The organism is Rahnella sp. AA (assembly GCF_002834385.1).
Taxonomy (GTDB): Bacteria; Pseudomonadota; Gammaproteobacteria; order Enterobacterales; family Enterobacteriaceae; genus Rahnella.
Genome location: NZ_PITQ01000004.1, coordinates 440,238 through 458,348 on the forward strand (window position 1 = coordinate 440,238; position 18,111 = coordinate 458,348).

Below are 18,111 nucleotides of genomic sequence, written 5' to 3' on the forward strand. Positions count from 1 at the left end.
TTGAGAGAGTGCAACGCTTATCCCTTAATTTATCAATCAAAAGATAAATTCAAAGGGATAGCAGAATGTCGTTGCATATCTCGCAAGGCGTTTTTCGCCTCAGCGATACCCGAACCCTCGCACTTTCCGATCTCAGTATTCATCCGTCCGACAGCTGGGCATTCGTCGGTTCGAATGGCAGCGGTAAATCCGCACTGGCACGAGCTCTGGCAGGTGATCTAACGCTGCTAAAAGGCACGCGCGAAAACAGTTTTCCGCACATCGTTCGCCTTTCATTCGAGCAACTCCAGAAGCTGGTCGCGGATGAATGGCAGCGCAATAACACCGATTTACTGAGTGAAGGGGAAGACGATACCGGCCGGACGACGGCAGAAATCATTCAGGATGCAGTACGCGATCCCGCCCGTTGCGCCGCCCTTGCCGCACAGTTTGGGCTCGAAAAATTACTCGATCGCCGGTTTAAATATTTATCCACCGGCGAAACCCGCAAAACGCTGTTATGTCAGGCGCTGATGCAAAAACCTGATTTACTGGTGCTTGACGAACCCTTCGACGGGCTCGACGTCAATGCCCGCGCGCAGCTGGCGCAGTTGCTGGAAAGCCTTTCCGGCGAAGGCCAGACGATGGTCCTCGTGCTTAACCGCTTCGATGATATTCCGTCATTTGTGCAAAACGTCGGCGTTCTGGCAGATTGTACGCTGGCCTCCGTTGGCCCGCGTGAGCAGGTGATGGCCGATGCGCTGGTCGCACAGCTGGCGCACAGCGAAAGCCTGAACGGTATGGCCGTGCCGGAAGCAGAAGATCCAACGATGCGCGTTACGCCGCCACAGGATTCCCCGCTGATCGTCCTGCGCGATGGCGTGGTGCAATACAACGATAAACCGATCCTGCACAATTTAAGCTGGCAGGTCGATCACGGTCAGCACTGGCAGATCACCGGGCAGAATGGCGCGGGGAAATCGACGCTGCTCAGCCTGATCACCGGCGACCACGCGCAGGGCTACAGTAACGATCTGACGCTGTTTGGCCGCCGGCGCGGCAGCGGCGAAACCATCTGGGACATCAAGCGTCATATCGGTTATGTCAGCAGCAGCCTGCATCTGGATTACCGCGTCAGTACCAGCGTCCGCAACGTGATCACCTCCGGATTCTTCGATTCGATTGGCATTTATCAGGCGGTTTCTGACCGTCAGAGATTTCTCACTAACCAGTGGCTGGAATTGCTCGGCCTCGGCGGCAATGCCGGTGATACACCGTTCCACAGCCTGTCGTGGGGACAACAGCGTCTGGCACTGATTGCCCGTGCGCTGGTGAAACATCCGGCGCTGCTGATCCTCGACGAGCCGTTGCAGGGGTTGGATCCGATTAACCGCCAGCTGGTGCGCCGTTTCGTCGATATTCTGATTGGTGAAGGCGACACACAATTGCTGTTTGTTTCGCATCACGCGGAAGATGCGCCGGAGTGCATTACGCACCGTCTGGGTTTTGTCCCTGAAGGCGATATCTACCGTTATCAGATTGACGCACTCTGATTCTTGCCCCGCTTCCGGTCGGCTGATGGCGGTTTACGCTTCCGCCATCAGCGCCACCACCATGCCTGCCAGGGCAAAAATCCCCAGCAGCGTGAACCCGTTTTCCAGCCCCAGGTAACCGGAGTAAATCGTCACTATCATTGTCAGCAGCGCCAGTGAAACCACGGTGCTGGCGATGAGCGCCACGCCGTTGAGCCACCTTCCCTGCGCTGCAATCACCTGTAACCTGACCTTTCTGGCGTGATTCACCATCCCGAGCCCGAGGCCGCTGATGACCATCGCGGGCACCGGCGCCAGCCAGAATGCACAGCCTTCCTGCATGGCTGCAATAATACCGGTTCCGGCAGCGGCCAGCGTAAAGCCCAAAAGCAGACGTTTATCATGGGTGAGTGCAACCTGAAGCTTTTCACCCAGCGCATGGCCCGCCCGGACCATCAGCAAAATCAGGGCAAAGCTCAGGAGGATTTGCAGCAAACCGAACCCGTAACTGTTTTTCAGCAGCAACGCCAGCAGGAAGAAAGCCGGTACGCAAAGGGCGGCAAAGAAAACGCTGGTCCAGAGACTGATCTGTAATTCGGTGCAAACCCGCAGGGGCTGCGGTAAAAGCGGGTGCGGGTTGTAGCGTTCGCTGATCATAAACAACATGAAGAAAATAGCCGCCGCGCCCGCTAAGCCGTGCGTGAGCGGCGTCTCCAGCCCCTGATGCGCCACCCCCAACAGCGTGAGGCTCAGTGACAGTATAAATAAAACGCCGAGTGAAAATGCCAGCGCAGGCACCCGGAAATTAATGGCAGACATACAGAACTCCTTGATCGAAACCTTGTGATATCAGGATGAACATTATTCATCCTTATCATGTTGATAAAGGAGCTTACACCGCTTATTTTAGGAGACTCAAAGTCATAGATTTCAGCCACGAATGAAAATAACTCATCATGAAAAAAATCCGCTTGCCACCTCTGGGTTCACTGAGAGCGTTCGACGCGGTGGCGCAACAGGCCAGCTTTAAACGCGCTGCCGAAGAAATCGGCGTGACGGCCACGGCCATCAGCCACCAGATCCGTGTTCTGGAAGAGGCGCTGGGCACCGCCGTTTTTGAACGCAACGCCCGTGAGGTAAAACTGACCGCCGCCGGGCATATTTTGCAGCAGGCGACGCGTCAGGCTTTTGCCGGTTTGCAGGCTGCCGTGGAGGAAATTCATCACGCCGGATTACCGCCTGCGCTGACGCTGACCACCACCTCGAATTTTCTGACGCACTGGCTGGTTCCGCGTCTGGCGGATTTAAAGCAGGCGGCACCATCGATGGATTTACGGCTGCACACCGGCATTGAGCTGGTGGATTTAACGCGTAATACCGTGGATGTGGCGATCCGTTACAGCGAGGCCGCCGATGAATCGCTGGATCCCACATTGCTGTATCGCGACACGTTTATCCTGGTCGCCAGCCCGGCGCTGGCGTTGAAAACTCTGGCAGACCTGACGGGCGTGACGCTGTTTCATGTTGAAAATCGTCACATCCCCCTCCCTTCGCCGGACTGGGAAAACTGGCGGGCGCACTTCGGCCCGAGTGACCTCAACACCGACAACGGGTTGCGTTTTACCGACGAAACTCACGCAATTCAGGCTGCCATTGCCGGGCAAGGCGTGGCGATTGTCAGCAGTTTGCTGGCCCGGGATTTCATTGAAAAAGGCATCCTCACCGTTCCTTTCCCGCATCATCTTCCCGGTGCAAATTATTATCTGGTGACCACCAAAGAGAAAAGCGGGCGTGACGATATTGTGATTCTGCGTCACTGGTTGCTGGATAAAATGTCGGCGTTTCCTTCGGCTGTAGTCTGAAAAATACGGCGAAAACCTGCTGCGGATAAATCACACCATAAAATGTAAGCGATTACACTAAGCGATATTTCTGGGTTCCGGCGGACTGAAGCAGATTTTCCGCACCGCCTGGGGCACCTGTCTGGCCGTATTAAAAGGTGATAAACTGTTTGTGTAAGCGATTCCATTTTATTGGGGATGGATCACCTTTTTCAGCCTTGCAGCGTGTTATCGTTGCATCATGATAATCATCGAGGAGCGATTATGTACGTCTTAGTCACAGGTGGTAGCGGTTACATTGGTAGCCATACATGCGTGCAACTGATTGATGCGGGCTATACGCCAATCATTCTGGATAACCTTCACAATAGTAAAGTCAGCGTTCTGGAGCGTATCAATACGCTGACCGGCAAAACACCGCTGTTCTATGAAGGTGATATCCGCGACCGCGCACTCCTCGATAAGATCTTCAGCGAACACCCCATTCACTCCGTCATTCATTTCGCGGGCTGGAAAGCCGTTGGGGAATCTGTCGCCAAACCGCTGGCGTATTACGACAACAATGTCTCCGGCACGCTGGTGCTGATTGAAGCAATGCGCGCCGCGGGCGTTAAAGACCTGATTTTCAGTTCGTCTGCCACGGTGTATGGCGATCAGCCAAAAACGCCGTATGTCGAAGATTTCCCGACCGGTAACCCTTCCAGCCCTTATGGCCGCAGCAAACTGATGGTCGAGCAAATTCTCGAAGACGTGCAACGTGCAGAACCGGAGTGGAGCATTACCCTGCTGCGCTATTTCAACCCGGTTGGTGCGCATCCGTCGGGTCTGATGGGTGAGGATCCGCAGGGCGTGCCCAATAACCTGATGCCGTTTATTGCTCAGGTGGCCGTGGGTCGCCGCGAATCTGTGGCGGTATTCGGTAACGATTATCCGACGCCTGACGGCACCGGCGTTCGCGATTACATCCACGTAGTCGATCTGGCCGACGGCCATATCGCCGCAATGAAAACCCTGCACAACAAAGCGGGCGTACACATTTACAACCTCGGCGCAGGGTTCGGCCAGAGCGTTCTGGAAGTGATTGAAGCCTTCAGCAAAGCCTGTGGCAAACCGGTGAACTATAAGTTTGCCCCACGACGTGAAGGCGACCTGCCTGCGTACTGGGCTGACCCGTCAAAAGCGGCCAAAGAGCTCAACTGGAAAGTGACACGCACGCTGGAAGACATGGCTAATGACACCTGGCTGTGGCAATCGAAAAACCCGCAAGGCTACCCGGATTAAGGGAGGATTAAGGAAAGTTTATGACGACGTTTAACCCGATTGATCACCCACATCGCCGCTACAATCCGCTGACCGATCAGTGGATTTTAGTGAGCCCGCACCGGGCCAAGCGGCCGTGGCAGGGCCAGCAGGAAGCCGTTTCGCAGGAGGTTTTGCCTTCGCACGATCCGGATTGTTTCCTCTGCCCGGGCAATACCCGCGTAACCGGCGATGTGAACCCGAAATACACCGGCACTTTCGTGTTCACCAACGATTACGCGGCGCTGATGCCGGACACGCCGTTTGCGCCGGAAAACGATGACCCGCTGATGCGGGTTCAGAGCGCACGCGGCACCAGCCGGGTTATCTGTTTCTCGCCGGATCACAGCAAAACGCTGCCGCAGCTTTCCGTAGAAGCCCTGACGGAAATCGTCAAAACCTGGCAGGAGCAAAGCGCGGATTTAGGGAAAACCTATCCGTGGGTGCAGGTTTTTGAGAATAAAGGCGCGGCAATGGGATGCTCTAACCCGCATCCGCATGGCCAGATTTGGGCGAACAGTTTCCTGCCTAATGAAGCCGAGCGCGAAGACCGTCTGCAACGCACTTATCTCGACGAGCAGGGTTCGCCAATGCTGGTGGATTACGTGCAGCGCGAGCTGGCCGACGGCAGCCGAACGGTGGTTGAAACTGAACACTGGCTGGCGGTAGTGCCTTACTGGGCGGCGTGGCCGTTCGAAACGCTGCTGCTGCCAAAAGTTCACGTTAAGCGCATTACCGGGCTGACCGATGCTCAGCGCAGTGATTTAGCGCTGGCGCTGAAAAAGCTGACCAGCCGCTATGACAATCTGTTCCAGTGCTCTTTCCCGTATTCCATGGGCTGGCACGGCGCGCCGTTTACCGAAGGCGACCACGAGCACTGGCAGTTGCATGCGCATTTCTACCCGCCGTTGCTGCGTTCGGCCACGGTTCGCAAATTTATGGTCGGCTACGAAATGCTGGCTGAGACCCAACGCGACCTGACGGCGGAACAAGCTGCCGAGCGGCTGCGGGCGGTGAGTGATATCCACTATCGTGAAGCCGGAGAACAATAATGAAATTGAAAACCAAAACCCTGGAAATCTTTGCCGATAAATTCGGCTACCCAGCCACGATCACCATCAAAGCGCCGGGTCGCGTTAACCTGATTGGTGAACATACTGATTACAACGACGGTTTCGTATTGCCCTGCGCCATCGATTATGAAACGGTGATCGCCTGCGCACAGCGCAATGACCGTGTGATCCGCGTGATCGCCGCCGATTACGATAATGACGAAGATACCTTCTCTCTCGACGAGCCGATTCTGCACAGCGATGCGCATCCGTGGGCTAACTACGTGCGTGGCGTGGTGAAACATCTGATGCTGCGTAACAAAGATTTCTCCGGCGCAGATATGGTCATCAGCGGCAATGTGCCTCAGGGCGCAGGGCTGAGCTCCTCTGCATCTCTGGAAGTGGCCGTCGGTCAGGCGCTGAAATCTCTTTATGATTTACCGCTGGACGGCGTAGCGCTGGCGCTGAACGGCCAGGAAGCAGAAAACCAGTTCGTCGGTTGTAACTGCGGGATTATGGATCAGCTGATTTCTGCCCTCGGTAAAGAAAACCACTCACTTTTGATCGACTGCCGTTCGCTGGAAACCCGCGCGGTGTCGATGCCGGAAAACGCGGCGGTGGTCATCATCAATTCCAACGTGAAACGCGGTCTGGTTGACAGTGAATACAACGCGCGTCGCGAACAGTGTGAAGTAGCCGCGCGCTTCTTCGGCGTGAAAGCGTTGCGCGACGTAGACCCTGCCCTGTTCTTCTCCATTCAGGACGAGCTGGACCCGGTGGTTGCACGCCGTGCGCGTCACGTAATCACTGAAAACGATCGTACTCTGGCAGCGGCTGACGCTCTGGCCAGTGGCGACCTGAAACGCATGGGCGAACTGATGGCGGAATCTCACGCTTCCATGCGCGATGATTTTGAAATCACCGTTCCGCAAATCGACAAACTGGTCGAAATCGTCAAAGAAGTGATTGGCGATAAAGGTGGCGTGCGCATGACCGGCGGCGGCTTCGGCGGCTGTATCGTGGCACTCGTACCAACAGAAATAGTGGAAAAAGTCCGTCACGCCGTTGAGCAGCAATACCACGCCTACAGCGGCCTGAAAGAAACCTTCTACGTTTGCACCGCTTCTCAGGGGGCTGGCATATGTTAAAACCTGAAAACACACAGCTGGCGCCCGATGGCCAGCCGTTTGAACAGGTGACGCTACAGAATGCGGCGGGCGCAACCGCCACATTCATGGACTGGGGCGCGACCTGGTTATCCTTCACCCTGCCGCTGGCAGACGGCCCGAGCCGCGAACTGCTGCTCGGCTGTCAGACACCGCATGACTATATGAATCAAAGCGCCTATCTGGGCGCGACCGTCGGGCGCTACGCCAACCGCATTGCCCGCTCGCAGTTTGAGATTGAGGGTAAATTGCATAGAGTCGTCGCCAATCAGGGCGTACATCAGTTGCACGGCGGGCCGGAAGGCTTCCATGCGCGCCGCTGGAAAACTCTTGAACAGGCCGCGCAAAAGGTGACGTTCGGGCTGTTTTCTGCCGACGGCGATCAGGGCTATCCGGGCAATATGACGGCGAAAGTGCATTATCAGCTGACCGACGATAACCGTCTGGAGATTCGCTACGAAGCGACGGTGGATAAGCTGTGCCCCGTCAATCTGACCAATCACGCTTATTTCAATCTCGACGGCGAAGGCACTGATGCGCGCCAACATAAACTGCAACTGTTTGCTGACCGTTTCCTGCCGGTCGACAGCGACGGGATCCCGTGCGCCGATCCGACACCCGTTGAAAACACCGGCATGAACTTCAATGCGCCAAAAACGCTGGCTAAGGATTTCCTCAGCGATCGCGATCAGCAGCGAGTGAAAGGATATGACCACGCGTATCTGCTGAACCGCACCTGCAATGCCGGCACTAATCCAGCCGCACATTTGTGGTCAGCCGATGGCAAAGTGAAAATGACGATGTTCACATCAGCACCGGCTGTGCAGCTTTATAGTGGCAACTTCCTCGGTGGTACGCCAAACCGCAGCGGCGGCGAATATGCCAGTTACAGCGGCGTTGCGCTGGAAAGCGAATTCCTGCCGGACAGCCCGAACCACGCAACCTGGCCGCAGCCGAGCTGCTGGATAAAACCGGGCCAGACATACAAATCCGTCACGACGTACCAGTTCTTCGCACTGTAATTCCCCGGACAGGGTCGCCCGATCCTGTCCCTCTTTCTTTCTGACTTCTGCAAATTTGTGACTTACTGCGCATCTGTATCTGCACTTTTTCAGCTAAAGACTTCACCCGCATCTACGCTTAGAAGGTGTCCTGCATAAAAGGACGTTCAATAAGGAGTTTGTTATGCGTTTACCCGTTGTGTTATCCCTGCTGGCAACTTTGTGTGCGGCGGGTTCTGCACTGGCCGCTGACCCCGTAAAAGTCCCTTCTGCCGCCCAAACCGCGCAACGTCAAAAAATGACCGACTGTAATCAGCAGGCCACCACACAATCGCTTAAAGGCGATGAGCGCAAAAAATTCATGAGCAATTGCCTGAAAGCCGAGGCCAAAACTGACGATAAAATGAATCCTCAGCAGAGGAAGATGAAAGCCTGTAATGCGGACGCCGCGAAACAAGAACTCAAAGGTGATGCCCGTAAGACCTTCATGAGCACCTGCCTGAAGAAAACCAGCTAGAAACGCTTTTCTTTTGCACAAAACGCGCGGTTCAGACGCCCGTCTGCGCGTTTTGTTTTACATCCCCGCAGCAAATTCGTTATGTTTACTCTCAAACGGTATTACAAGACGGTTTTCAGCGTACATACAGATTGCTGTCAGTGATACCAAGCCCCTATAATGATAATTGTTATCATTGAAAATTCAGTTAACTGAGGAGTTTAGCTATGGCTGTAACCAAACTGGTGCTGGTACGTCACGGTGAAAGTGAGTGGAACAAAGAAAACCGTTTTACCGGCTGGCATGATGTTGAACTGTCCGATAAGGGCCGTACTGAAGCAAAAGCTGCGGGTCAACTGCTGAAAGACGAAGGCTTCCAATTTGACTTCGCTTACACCTCCGTGCTGAAACGTGCCATCCATACCCTGTGGAGCGTTTTGGACGAACTGAACCAGCCGTGGCTGCCGGTTGAGAAATCCTGGAAACTGAACGAACGTCATTACGGCGCGTTGCAGGGCCTGGATAAAGCAGAAACCGCACAGAAATACGGTGATGAGCAAGTTAAACAATGGCGTCGTGGCTTCGCCGTGACTCCACCAGAATTAGATCGTGCAGACGAACGCTTCCCGGGCCATGATCCGCGTTATGCAAAATTGACCGCAGCGGAACTGCCAACAACCGAAAGCCTGGCGCTGACCATCGAACGCGTTATCCCTTACTGGACTGACGTTATCAAACCACGCATCGCAAGCGGCGAACGCGTGATCATCGCAGCACACGGCAACTCATTGCGTGCACTGGTTAAATATCTGGATAACCTGAGCGAAGACGAAATTCTGGAATTGAATATCCCAACGGGTGTTCCACTGGTTTACGAATTCGACGAAAACTACAACCCAATCAAACGTTACTACCTGGGTAACGCCGACGAAATCGCAGCGAAAGCAGCGGCCGTGGCAAACCAGGGTAAAGCGAAGTAATTGGCGTTTTCTGAGTAAACTCAGAAAATGTGAGAAGGCATGCGTAAGCATGCCTTTTTTGCAGGTTTCAGTAAGGAGAGTTCGATGTCCGTCAGACGCGCATCACCGCATGAAGCCGAGCAGCTGTGGGAAATAAGGAACCTGGCTATCCGCCACGGATGCAAACAGACTTACGCAGAATCAATCCTGACGGCATGGACACCCGATCAGATGCCCGCAGGATTTCCGAACGCGATTACCCATAATCCTTTTTTTGTTGCCGATGCGCATGATGGTTTTCCGGTCGCCACAGGATTTCTTGATGTTGAGAATGGAAGCGTTGAAGCCATTTTCACGCGTCCCGGATTCGAAGGGAAAGGGCTCGCCACGCAAATTCTCAATGCGATAAAAGCGGAAGCAAAAAAACTGGGTTTTTCTGCCCTGACGCTGTCGTCCACGCCCAATGCTTTTGAATTTTACAAACGAAACGGATTCAGTCTGATAAAGGAAAGTATTTATCGCTCGGAAATGGCGAATGCCAGCCTGCGTTGCATGGATATGCGTTGTGAATTGTGAACTACATATTCTGGCTAAAAAAAAGCCCCGCATAAACGGGGCTCAGTTCAGCTTTGCTGTGACAGATTAGCCGCGACGTGCTTTAACTGCGTTTGCAAGATTGCGCAGCAGCACTTCGGTATCTTCCCAGCCGATGCACGCATCGGTCACGCTCTGGCCGTAAACCAGCGGCTCACCGCTGTCGAGGCTCTGGTTACCTTCAACCAGATGGCTTTCAACCATCACGCCCATAATCGCCTGTTCGCCACCGGCAACCTGACCGCAAACGTCTTCACAGACTTCCATCTGCTTTTTGAATTGCTTGCTGCTGTTAGCATGGCTGAAGTCGATCATGATACGGGCTGGCAAGCCGCCTTTTTTTAGGCCTTCTTTCACTTCCGATACATCCTGAGCGCTATAGTTTGGCTTTTTACCGCCGCGCAGGATGATATGACAGTCGTTGTTTCCGCTGGTGTTAACGATAGCGGAATGACCCCATTTGGTGACAGACAGGAAGCAGTGCGGCGCACCGGCTGCGTTAATCGCGTCGATCGCCACTTTGATGGTGCCGTCTGTGCCGTTTTTGAAACCCACCGGGCAGGATAAACCGGAGGAAAGCTCACGGTGAACCTGAGATTCTGTAGTACGTGCGCCAATCGCGCCCCAGCTCATTAAATCCGCCAGATATTGTGGCGTGATCATGTCCAGGAATTCACCTGCCGCAGGCAGGCCAGTATCATTAATATCAAGTAACAATTTGCGCGCGATGCGCAGACCGTCGTTAATTTGGTAGCTGTTGTTCATATGCGGGTCGTTGATCAGCCCTTTCCAGCCGACCGTCGTACGCGGTTTTTCGAAGTAAACGCGCATGACCACTTCCAGCTCGCCCTGCAACTCTTCACGCATTTTCAGCAGACGTGCTGCGTATTCTTTCGCGGCTTTAGGATCGTTGATCGAGCAAGGTCCGATGACAACCAGAAGGCGATCGTCGTTGCCTTTCAGGATCTTATGAATGGCATTGCGTGCATGAGACACCGTCTTTGCCGCTTTGTCAGTGGCGGGAAACTTTTCCAGCAGCGCTACAGGTGGCAAAAGTTCCTTAATTTCTTTGATGCGTAAATCGTCGTTTTGATAATTCATAACTGTTCCATTCGGATGTTCATAAGTGACAAAGCGAAACGCTGACCGCGTTCAATCTAGCGGTATTGGGTTCTGGTGTAAATCTACTTTTACACTTCCGAATAGTCTCATTTTGATTTAAGACATGAATTGATTAGCTAGGCTTTTACATGACACACGAAAAACAACCACGGACCTCACTGAACAATGGAGATGACATTATGAAAAAGCTCGCAATCATGTTACTGAGCGCATCGATGGCGTTGACGACCGGCGCGGCCTACGCTGCCGGTGAATCCACGGCCAGTGATAACAATGGCCAGGCGAATCAGTCCAACTCCCCGGGTTCGATTCAAAAAATCGCCCCTAAAAGCGTGAGCAACGATCAGATTAACAATACCGACAAGCCGGTTAATGAAGTGAATACCAAAACCGATTCCACGAAACACCATATGAGCAAAACCAAAGAGCACAAGAAAACCATGTGCAAAGATGGTCGATGCCCGAATCAGACGCCGGGGACAACCCAGTCCAAAGATACCGCTAACTAGCCTCTCTGAACGGCATACCCGGAGGGACCTCCGTTCCTCCAAACTCCCTTTCTTGCAACAGGTTATGATTAGGTTATTGTATTGATCTCTGTTCATCCCTTTTGTGAATAATTATATGTCTTCCTCTTTATTACCTCAGGATAAGAATGGCCGGCGGCTGTTACTGGCGTTTCTGGTTACCGTGATTTTCATGGTTGCGGAAGTGATTGGCGGCCTCATCTCCGGTTCGCTGGCCTTGCTCGCCGACGCCGGACACATGCTGACCGACGCAGCAGCCTTGCTGGTCGCCCTGCTTGCCGTACGCTTCGCGAAACGCAAACCTAACGCCCGGCACACTTTTGGTTATTTACGCCTGACCACGATGGCCGCTTTTGTGAATGCGGCTGCACTGCTAGTGATCGTTGTACTGATTGTGTGGGAGGCCATCGCCCGTTTCTTCAGCCCTCAGCCTGTCATGGGCACAACTATGCTGGTGATTGCGATTGCGGGGCTCTTCGCCAATATTCTTGCGTTCTGGTTGCTGCATCAGGGTGAAGAGAAAGCCAATATCAATGTGCGTGCTGCGGCGCTTCATGTCTTAGGTGATTTGCTGGGTTCTATCGGTGCCGTGGCTGCGGCACTGATCATCATGTACACCGGCTGGACGCCTATCGACCCGATTCTGTCGGTGCTGGTTTCCTGCTTAGTACTCAACAATGCGTGGCGGCTGATGCGTGAGAGCTTCCATGAATTGCTTGAAGGGACGCCGCAGGAAATTGATATTGATAAACTGCGCAAAGATTTGTCGATGAGCATTCCCGAAGTACGTAACGTCCATCACGTTCACGTCTGGCAGATTGGTGAACAGCGTCTGATGACGCTGCATGTACAGGTCGTTCCGCCCCATGATCATGACGCCCTGCTTGACCGTATCCAGCGTCATTTACTCGACAAGTGCCGTATCGGCCATGCCACCATTCAGATGGAGTACGGACGCTGTGAAACCCCGGACTGTGAGATCAACGAAGCTCCGGCTGCTGTGACTGGCCACGATCATCATGGGCACGATCACCACGGACATAGCCACGCTCATCATCACTGATCTTGTCGTTCAGAGCCTCAATGCAAAACGCCTCTGAAATAGAGGCGTTTTTTATGGGGAGCAGATCAGGCTTTCTGCAACGGCCGCGAACCGTTTTGCCGGGCACTTTTGATCCACAGCCAGGAGCCATTGAGGGCAATCAGCGTCAACAGCACATATTCCAGCGCCATCGCATAAACGCCCTGATAAGCAAAAATGGCCACACTGATGACATCAATCACCACCCACAGCAGCCAGTTTTCAACGTATTTGCGCGTCATCAGCAGCATCGCGATAATCGACAGCACCATCATGGATGAATCCCAGAACGGGAACGCATCAGGCTGTAGCTCCGGCATGTTGACGTTCAGCCCCAGCGCCTGCATCACATTCACCGCCACCAGCGTGAGCGCGGCAAATACGCGGTCAATATTGAAAGTCATCAGCGCAATACCTGCCACGCAGATAACGCCCCACAGCAGCGCTTTGCCGCGCGGCAACCAGCGGATCTGCAATTCTGCCTGCTGATCTGCTGTCTGGCGGCTCCAGGCATACCAGCCATAAATATTGGCGGCGAAGAAAAACACCTGAAGCAGCAAGCTGGCATACAGCTGGATCTGGAAGAAGATAATCGCAAACAACGTCACGTTGACCAGGCCGAACGGATAGTTGATCAGTTTTTCTTTGCTGGCATACCAGATGCAAAGCAAACCAAAAACAGTCCCGACGGCTTCTATCCACGACAGATCATATCCTCCTTTCCCAAGAGGAATATGAACCAGAATATTGCTGGTACTGAAAAAATCCATCATCACATCCTTTCCTTTTTGTGGCGGGTACGGGGTTCAGTGTTACAGCGCTTTAGTCTGGGCTTTCAGTTTAAGTTGTGCCGCGAAATCCAGCATACGATTCAGCGGGATCAGTGATTTCACACGCAGCGCTTCGTCCACTTCAATTGCATGTTCTGCTCCGCCATGTTCCAGCCCCTCTGCAATCGCCTTCAGGCCGTTCATCGCCATCCACGGGCAGTGTGCGCAGGTGCGACAACTGGCGCCTTCGCCTGCTGTCGGCGCTTCGAACAATTCTTTATCCGGGCACGCCTGTTGCATTTTGTAAAAAATACCGCGATCCGTAGCCACAATAAGCTGTTTTTGCGGCAGGGTTTTCGCGGCCTGAATCAGCTGGCTGGTTGAACCGACGGCATCAGCCATATCCACGATCGCCTGAGGGGACTCAGGATGCACCAGTATGGCCGCATCAGGGTACAAACCTTTCATCCGGGTCAGCGCCTGGGTTTTAAACTCGTCATGGACGATACAGGCACCCTGCCAGCAGAGTACATCCGCCCCCGTCTGCTTACGCACGTAATTTCCCAAATGACGATCCGGAGCCCAGATGATTTTTTCACCCAAACTGTCAAGATGTTCAATCAATTCTACCGCAATGCTTGAAGTGACGACCCAGTCAGCGCGCGCTTTTACCGCCGCCGAGGTATTAGCGTAGACCACCACGGTGCGATCGGGGTGGCTGTCGCAGAAATCCGAGAATTCCTGTTCCGGGCAACCTAAGTCCAGAGAGCACTCCGCGTTGAGTGTCGGCATCAGAACCGTTTTTTCAGGGCTGAGGATTTTGGCCGTTTCCCCCATAAACCGGACACCCGCCACCAGCAGCGTTGACGCCGGATGCTGGCTGCCGAAACGGGCCATCTCCAGTGAATCCGCAACGATACCGCCGGTCTCTTCTGCCAGCGCCTGGATTTCAGGATCAGTGTAATAATGCGCGACCATCACGGCATCGCGCTCTTTCAGCAGTTTCTTAATCTTCTCTTTATAGAAGGTCTTTTCGTCTGCATTCAGAACTGCGGGTTTAGGCGGGAAAGGATATACCGTCGCATTCAGATCTAATGTTTCGCTCATACTCTTCATCTCATTCAGTCAGGCACTGCGCCGGAAGCCACAGCCGGTTTAACAGATTAAACCACTGGTTTTGTATGCTAAACAAAATACCGTAAAAAACGAGGTAAGTCGTCCAAATTTTGTTCTTAAGGCTTTAAATGTTTACTGGACTTAAAATAGAGGCGTTTTGGGATTCTGCGGATAGGGAAGATTAAGATGACGTGAGAAATACAGAGGCGTGAATGCGAAAAAAGCGCCTAAAGGCGCTTTTTTTCTGAATTTGATGAAGTAGACATCTTTGCAATTTAGATGGCTCACTTTAAAAGTGGTGGGCCGTGCTGGATTCGAACCAGCGACCAATTGATTAAAAGTCAACTGCTCTACCAACTGAGCTAACGGCCCATCTAAATGCTTTGTACTACTTATTCAGGACTTACCACTTAAAGAGTGGTGGGCCGTGCTGGATTCGAACCAGCGACCAATTGATTAAAAGTCAACTGCTCTACCAACTGAGCTAACGGCCCTTCCTGAATACTTCTGACTGCCTTTGTGTCTTGCAGTTGGTGTGCAAGCCACTTGCCTGTTTGTTTAGATGATCCACTGTAAAAGTGGTGGGCCGTGCTGGATTCGAACCAGCGACCAATTGATTAAAAGTCAACTGCTCTACCAACTGAGCTAACGGCCCTTCTAAACCTACTGCAAATTGCCTAAATCTCTGACAGCGTTAGCCGTTTGGAGTTGTCTGGGCAACGGCGGCATATATTACTTATTTAACTTTTCTGTGCAACTTTAATTTTCACAAAGATGCTCAACTGCTGGTCTTTCACACACCCAAGCCCAGAAAATGCACGATATGTACATTTTCCGGTCCTGAATGAAGAACTACTTTGCAGATAAACGTTTTTGAGCTTGTTTTGCCGCATCGGTATTTGGGTATTGTTTCACGACCTGCGCGAAGACGGCTTTGGCTTTATCAGCCTGGCCTTTCTCTTGCATGATCACCCCAACCTTGTACATAGCGTCAGAACTTTTTGGGGACTTAGGATAGTTTTTGACCACAACTGCAAAATAATACGCAGCGTCGTCTTTATTACCCTTGTTGTAATACAACTGTCCTAACCAGTAGTTCGCGTTAGGCTGATAAGTTGAATCAGGGTATTTTTTGACGAAACTTTGAAAGGCAGCGATCGCCTCATCATATTGTTTCTTTTCCAGCGCCAGCGAAACAGCAGCGTTATAGTCGCTGTTCACATCGCCTGTGCTTGCAGGAGCTTGTGCAGCACCTGCGTCAGGCGTTGCGGCCGCAGCATTACCAGACACGTCACCTGTGGCTGCTGCCGCCCCCGTACTGGCGGCTCCGGCATTGCCCTGGCTTAAGCTGTCTAATTGATTAAAAATCTGCTTCTGGCGATCAGCAAGCTGGCTCAACTGATATTGGTTCTCCTGGATTTGGCCACGGAGAGTATCCATATCACGCTGGGTATCAGAAAGCTGTTGCTGGAGTTGAGTTAATAGCTGGCTATGAGCGTTAGAAATACGCTCCAGAGAGGTGACCCGATCTTCAATCGAGCCTGAGCCGACATCACTGATTGGCGCTTGGGCAGTAGCGGCCCATGGGACCGCTACGCCAACCAGTAACGACAGACTCAACAGGTGAGTTCTGAAGTTACTGCTCATGCGACTCTCTTAGTATACCAGTACGGCACGACGGTTTTTAGCGTAAGCCGCTTCGTCATGGCCCAGTACAGCTGGTTTTTCTTTACCGTAAGAAACGATAGAGATTTGGTCAGCAGAAACGCCTTTACCTTGCAGGTACATTTTAACAGCAGTAGCACGACGTTCGCCCAGGGCGATGTTGTACTCTGGAGTACCACGTTCGTCAGCATGACCTTCAACAGTCACTTTGTAAGACGGGTTGCTACGCAGGAAAGCTGCGTGCGCGTCTAACATCTGAGCGAACTCGGAAGACACATCGTATTTGTCCAGGCCAAAGTAAACGATGTTGTTTTTCTGCAGCTCTTGCATCTGCAGACGCGCTTGCGCATCTGAAGACATGTTAGCGTTTTCAGTGCCAGCGCCAGAATTCAGACCCATACCAGATTGGTCATTTGCGTTTTTGTGAGAACTACAAGCAGCGACTGCCAGTACAGGCAATGCCAGCATCAGCCCTTTCAGCACTTTATTCAGTTGCATCTATTCGATCCTTTTATAATTTTTTGCCATACATAGTTGTATATGCATCACAGATACGGCGACCAGGCAGGAAATTTGACCTGTCCATCAGTTGCCGGAAGACGCGCTTTGAAACGCCCATCAGTCGATACCAGCTGCAATACGGAACCCAGCCCTTGAGAGGAACTGTAAATTACCATAGTGCCGTTAGGTGCGAGGCTAGGCGTTTCATCCAGGAACGTGTCCGTCAATGTTTGAACGGCTCCCGTTGCCAGATCTTGTTTAGCGATGTGCTGTGTACCGCTGGCGCTGCTCACCATGACCAGGAACTTACCATCTGCACTTACGTCAGAGTCCTGATTCTGCGAGCCTTCCCAGGTCAGACGCTGAGGCGCACCGCCATTAATGCTTACTTTATAAACCTGTGGACGACCGCCCTGATCCGACGTGAAGGCCAGATTCTGGCTGTCCGGGAACCAGGTTGGTTCAGTATTATTACTGCGTCCATCAGTCACCTGACTGATTTGACCTGATCCCAGGTTCATCACGTACAGGTTCAGGCTACCGCCTTTAGAAAGGGCGAATGCCAGTTTGGAACCATCCGGAGAGAAAGCCGGCGCACCGTTGTGACGAGGGAATGATGCGATCTGTTTGATTGCACCATTGGCCAGTGTCTGAACAACCAATGCTGAACGACCGCTTTCAAAAGTAACATACGCCAGCTTGCTACCATCCGGAGACCAGGCCGGAGACATCAAAGGCTCTGGTGAGCGGTGAACAACGAACTGGTTGTAACCATCGTAATCCGCTACGCGCAGTTCATACGGGAATTTACCACCGTTAGTTTGCACGATATAAGCGATACGGGTACGGAATGCGCCTTTAACACCGGTCAGTTTTTCGAAAACTTCATCACTCGCAGTATGGGCAGAATAACGTAACCACTGTTTGGTCACTTTATACTGGTTTTGTGCCAGCACGGTGCCCGGAGCACCAGAGGTATCAACCAACTGGTACGACACCACATAGCTGCCATCGCCTGCAGGCTGAACCTGACCGATCACAACAGCATCGATACCCAGAGCGGTCCAGGCAGCAGGTGTGACTTCTGCGGCAGAGGTTGGCTGCTGTGGCATGCGTGATGCATCGATCGGATTAAATTTGCCGCTGTTACGTAAGTCAGCCGCAACAATACCGCCCACATCTTCAGGTGGGGTACCCGGACCCGCCCATTTGAATGGCACAACGCCAATCGGGCGAGCAGAATCTACCCCTTGGGTAATTTCAATGCGAACTTCTGCATGTACTACAGATGCCCACATCATCAAAAGGCCGAACGCTACTCGAAATGCCTGCTTCATTGTATCTCCCTTATCTGGACGTATCTGCCCGCGATAATTTAGCAGAATTTTAACAAACCAACGCATACAAAAC

Annotated in this window: 18 protein-coding genes and 3 tRNA genes; 11 read left to right on the plus strand and 10 right to left on the minus strand. The window is 52.7% G+C overall.

The window, feature by feature from the left end:
- Positions 1 to 65 precede the first annotated feature (65 nt).
- Complete coding sequence (gene modF, locus CWS43_RS13020) at positions 66 to 1,532, plus strand: molybdate ABC transporter ATP-binding protein ModF (RefSeq protein WP_101077354.1); 1,467 nt, start codon at positions 66 to 68, stop codon at positions 1,530 to 1,532.
- Between the two features lie 33 nt (positions 1,533 to 1,565).
- Here modF and CWS43_RS13025 read toward each other — a convergent pair whose 3' ends face one another.
- Positions 1,566 to 2,330 carry a hypothetical protein gene (locus tag CWS43_RS13025; protein ID WP_101077355.1) on the minus strand — a complete coding sequence of 255 codons (765 nt, stop codon included), beginning with the start codon at positions 2,328 to 2,330 and terminating at the stop codon, positions 1,566 to 1,568.
- A 137-nt stretch (positions 2,331 to 2,467) separates the two neighbouring features.
- Here CWS43_RS13025 and CWS43_RS13030 point away from each other — a divergent pair, with 137 nt between their 5' ends.
- From CWS43_RS13030 to CWS43_RS13065, 8 genes are all read left to right on the plus strand, one after another.
- The gene (locus CWS43_RS13030) at positions 2,468 to 3,373 is read left to right on the plus strand and encodes a LysR substrate-binding domain-containing protein (protein ID WP_101077356.1); all 906 of its coding nucleotides are present in this window, start codon (positions 2,468 to 2,470) and stop codon (positions 3,371 to 3,373) included.
- Between the two features lie 243 nt (positions 3,374 to 3,616).
- Positions 3,617 to 4,633 (plus strand): UDP-glucose 4-epimerase GalE, encoded by a 1,017-nt coding sequence (galE, locus tag CWS43_RS13035; protein WP_101077357.1) that lies wholly within the window; start codon positions 3,617 to 3,619, stop codon positions 4,631 to 4,633.
- A 20-nt stretch (positions 4,634 to 4,653) separates the two neighbouring features.
- On the plus strand, positions 4,654 to 5,703 hold the full coding sequence (galT, locus tag CWS43_RS13040; RefSeq protein WP_101077358.1) for a galactose-1-phosphate uridylyltransferase: 1,050 nt from the start codon (positions 4,654 to 4,656) through the stop codon (positions 5,701 to 5,703).
- On the plus strand, positions 5,703 to 6,851 hold the full coding sequence (galK, locus tag CWS43_RS13045; RefSeq protein WP_101077359.1) for a galactokinase: 1,149 nt from the start codon (positions 5,703 to 5,705) through the stop codon (positions 6,849 to 6,851). Before galT ends, galK begins: the two co-directional genes overlap by 1 nt.
- Positions 6,845 to 7,891 (plus strand): galactose-1-epimerase, encoded by a 1,047-nt coding sequence (galM, locus tag CWS43_RS13050; RefSeq protein WP_101077360.1) that lies wholly within the window; start codon positions 6,845 to 6,847, stop codon positions 7,889 to 7,891. Before galK ends, galM begins: the two co-directional genes overlap by 7 nt.
- Positions 7,892 to 8,054: 163 nt before the next feature.
- Positions 8,055 to 8,387, plus strand: a complete 333-nt coding sequence (locus CWS43_RS13055; RefSeq protein ID WP_101077361.1) for a PsiF family protein — start codon at positions 8,055 to 8,057, stop codon at positions 8,385 to 8,387.
- Between the two features lie 206 nt (positions 8,388 to 8,593).
- Positions 8,594 to 9,346, plus strand: a complete 753-nt coding sequence (gene gpmA, locus CWS43_RS13060; RefSeq protein WP_101077362.1) for a 2,3-diphosphoglycerate-dependent phosphoglycerate mutase — start codon at positions 8,594 to 8,596, stop codon at positions 9,344 to 9,346.
- 84 nt (positions 9,347 to 9,430) lie between these two features.
- A complete protein-coding gene (locus CWS43_RS13065; protein ID WP_101077363.1) occupies positions 9,431 to 9,901 on the plus strand; it encodes a GNAT family N-acetyltransferase in 471 nt (156 codons plus the stop codon).
- A gap of 66 nt (positions 9,902 to 9,967) precedes the next feature.
- Here the strand turns inward: CWS43_RS13065 and aroG are convergent, their stop codons facing one another.
- The gene (gene aroG / locus CWS43_RS13070; protein WP_101077364.1) at positions 9,968 to 11,020 is read right to left on the minus strand and encodes a 3-deoxy-7-phosphoheptulonate synthase AroG; all 1,053 of its coding nucleotides are present in this window, start codon (positions 11,018 to 11,020) and stop codon (positions 9,968 to 9,970) included.
- Between the two features lie 200 nt (positions 11,021 to 11,220).
- On the opposite strand from aroG, the gene CWS43_RS13075 reads away from it, so the two are divergent.
- Both CWS43_RS13075 and zitB read left to right on the plus strand, forming a co-directional pair.
- Positions 11,221 to 11,550 carry a protein YbgS gene (locus CWS43_RS13075; protein ID WP_101077365.1) on the plus strand — a complete coding sequence of 110 codons (330 nt, stop codon included), beginning with the start codon at positions 11,221 to 11,223 and terminating at the stop codon, positions 11,548 to 11,550.
- Positions 11,551 to 11,665: 115 nt separating this feature from the next.
- On the plus strand, positions 11,666 to 12,631 hold the full coding sequence (zitB, locus tag CWS43_RS13080) for a CDF family zinc transporter ZitB (RefSeq protein WP_101077366.1): 966 nt from the start codon (positions 11,666 to 11,668) through the stop codon (positions 12,629 to 12,631).
- 65 nt (positions 12,632 to 12,696) lie between these two features.
- Here the strand turns inward: zitB and pnuC are convergent, their stop codons facing one another.
- The 8 genes from pnuC to tolB form a co-directional block, all read right to left on the minus strand.
- On the minus strand, positions 12,697 to 13,419 hold the full coding sequence (gene pnuC / locus CWS43_RS13085; RefSeq protein ID WP_101077410.1) for a nicotinamide riboside transporter PnuC: 723 nt from the start codon (positions 13,417 to 13,419) through the stop codon (positions 12,697 to 12,699).
- A 42-nt stretch (positions 13,420 to 13,461) separates the two neighbouring features.
- Entirely contained in the window at positions 13,462 to 14,526 is a 1,065-nt protein-coding gene (gene nadA / locus CWS43_RS13090) for a quinolinate synthase NadA (RefSeq protein WP_101077367.1), read from the minus strand.
- 305 nt (positions 14,527 to 14,831) lie between these two features.
- Positions 14,832 to 14,907 (minus strand) — tRNA-Lys (locus tag CWS43_RS13095).
- Between the two features lie 46 nt (positions 14,908 to 14,953).
- Positions 14,954 to 15,029 (minus strand) — tRNA-Lys (locus CWS43_RS13100).
- A gap of 85 nt (positions 15,030 to 15,114) precedes the next feature.
- Positions 15,115 to 15,190 (minus strand) — tRNA-Lys (locus CWS43_RS13105).
- Positions 15,191 to 15,387: 197 nt separating this feature from the next.
- Entirely contained in the window at positions 15,388 to 16,182 is a 795-nt protein-coding gene (gene cpoB / locus CWS43_RS13110; protein ID WP_101077368.1) for a cell division protein CpoB, read from the minus strand.
- Positions 16,183 to 16,191: 9 nt separating this feature from the next.
- Positions 16,192 to 16,698 carry a peptidoglycan-associated lipoprotein Pal gene (gene pal / locus CWS43_RS13115; RefSeq protein WP_101077369.1) on the minus strand — a complete coding sequence of 169 codons (507 nt, stop codon included), beginning with the start codon at positions 16,696 to 16,698 and terminating at the stop codon, positions 16,192 to 16,194.
- Positions 16,699 to 16,745: 47 nt separating this feature from the next.
- A complete protein-coding gene (tolB, locus tag CWS43_RS13120) occupies positions 16,746 to 18,038 on the minus strand; it encodes a Tol-Pal system beta propeller repeat protein TolB (RefSeq protein ID WP_101077370.1) in 1,293 nt (430 codons plus the stop codon).
- Positions 18,039 to 18,111: the final 73 nt, after the last annotated feature.

Coding starts and splice junctions, on each gene's coding strand:
- modF (WP_101077354.1), top strand. CDS start 66: ATGTCGTTGCATATCTCGCAAGGCGTTTTTCGCCTCAGCGATACCCGA.
- CWS43_RS13025 (WP_101077355.1), bottom strand. CDS start 2,330: ATGTCTGCCATTAATTTCCGGGTGCCTGCGCTGGCATTTTCACTCGGC.
- CWS43_RS13030 (WP_101077356.1), top strand. CDS start 2,468: ATGAAAAAAATCCGCTTGCCACCTCTGGGTTCACTGAGAGCGTTCGAC.
- galE (WP_101077357.1), top strand. CDS start 3,617: ATGTACGTCTTAGTCACAGGTGGTAGCGGTTACATTGGTAGCCATACA.
- galT (WP_101077358.1), top strand. CDS start 4,654: ATGACGACGTTTAACCCGATTGATCACCCACATCGCCGCTACAATCCG.
- galK (WP_101077359.1), top strand. CDS start 5,703: ATGAAATTGAAAACCAAAACCCTGGAAATCTTTGCCGATAAATTCGGC.
- galM (WP_101077360.1), top strand. CDS start 6,845: ATGTTAAAACCTGAAAACACACAGCTGGCGCCCGATGGCCAGCCGTTT.
- CWS43_RS13055 (WP_101077361.1), top strand. CDS start 8,055: ATGCGTTTACCCGTTGTGTTATCCCTGCTGGCAACTTTGTGTGCGGCG.
- gpmA (WP_101077362.1), top strand. CDS start 8,594: ATGGCTGTAACCAAACTGGTGCTGGTACGTCACGGTGAAAGTGAGTGG.
- CWS43_RS13065 (WP_101077363.1), top strand. CDS start 9,431: ATGTCCGTCAGACGCGCATCACCGCATGAAGCCGAGCAGCTGTGGGAA.
- aroG (WP_101077364.1), bottom strand. CDS start 11,020: ATGAATTATCAAAACGACGATTTACGCATCAAAGAAATTAAGGAACTT.
- CWS43_RS13075 (WP_101077365.1), top strand. CDS start 11,221: ATGAAAAAGCTCGCAATCATGTTACTGAGCGCATCGATGGCGTTGACG.
- zitB (WP_101077366.1), top strand. CDS start 11,666: ATGTCTTCCTCTTTATTACCTCAGGATAAGAATGGCCGGCGGCTGTTA.
- pnuC (WP_101077410.1), bottom strand. CDS start 13,419: ATGGATTTTTTCAGTACCAGCAATATTCTGGTTCATATTCCTCTTGGG.
- nadA (WP_101077367.1), bottom strand. CDS start 14,526: ATGAGCGAAACATTAGATCTGAATGCGACGGTATATCCTTTCCCGCCT.
- cpoB (WP_101077368.1), bottom strand. CDS start 16,182: ATGAGCAGTAACTTCAGAACTCACCTGTTGAGTCTGTCGTTACTGGTT.
- pal (WP_101077369.1), bottom strand. CDS start 16,698: ATGCAACTGAATAAAGTGCTGAAAGGGCTGATGCTGGCATTGCCTGTA.
- tolB (WP_101077370.1), bottom strand. CDS start 18,038: ATGAAGCAGGCATTTCGAGTAGCGTTCGGCCTTTTGATGATGTGGGCA.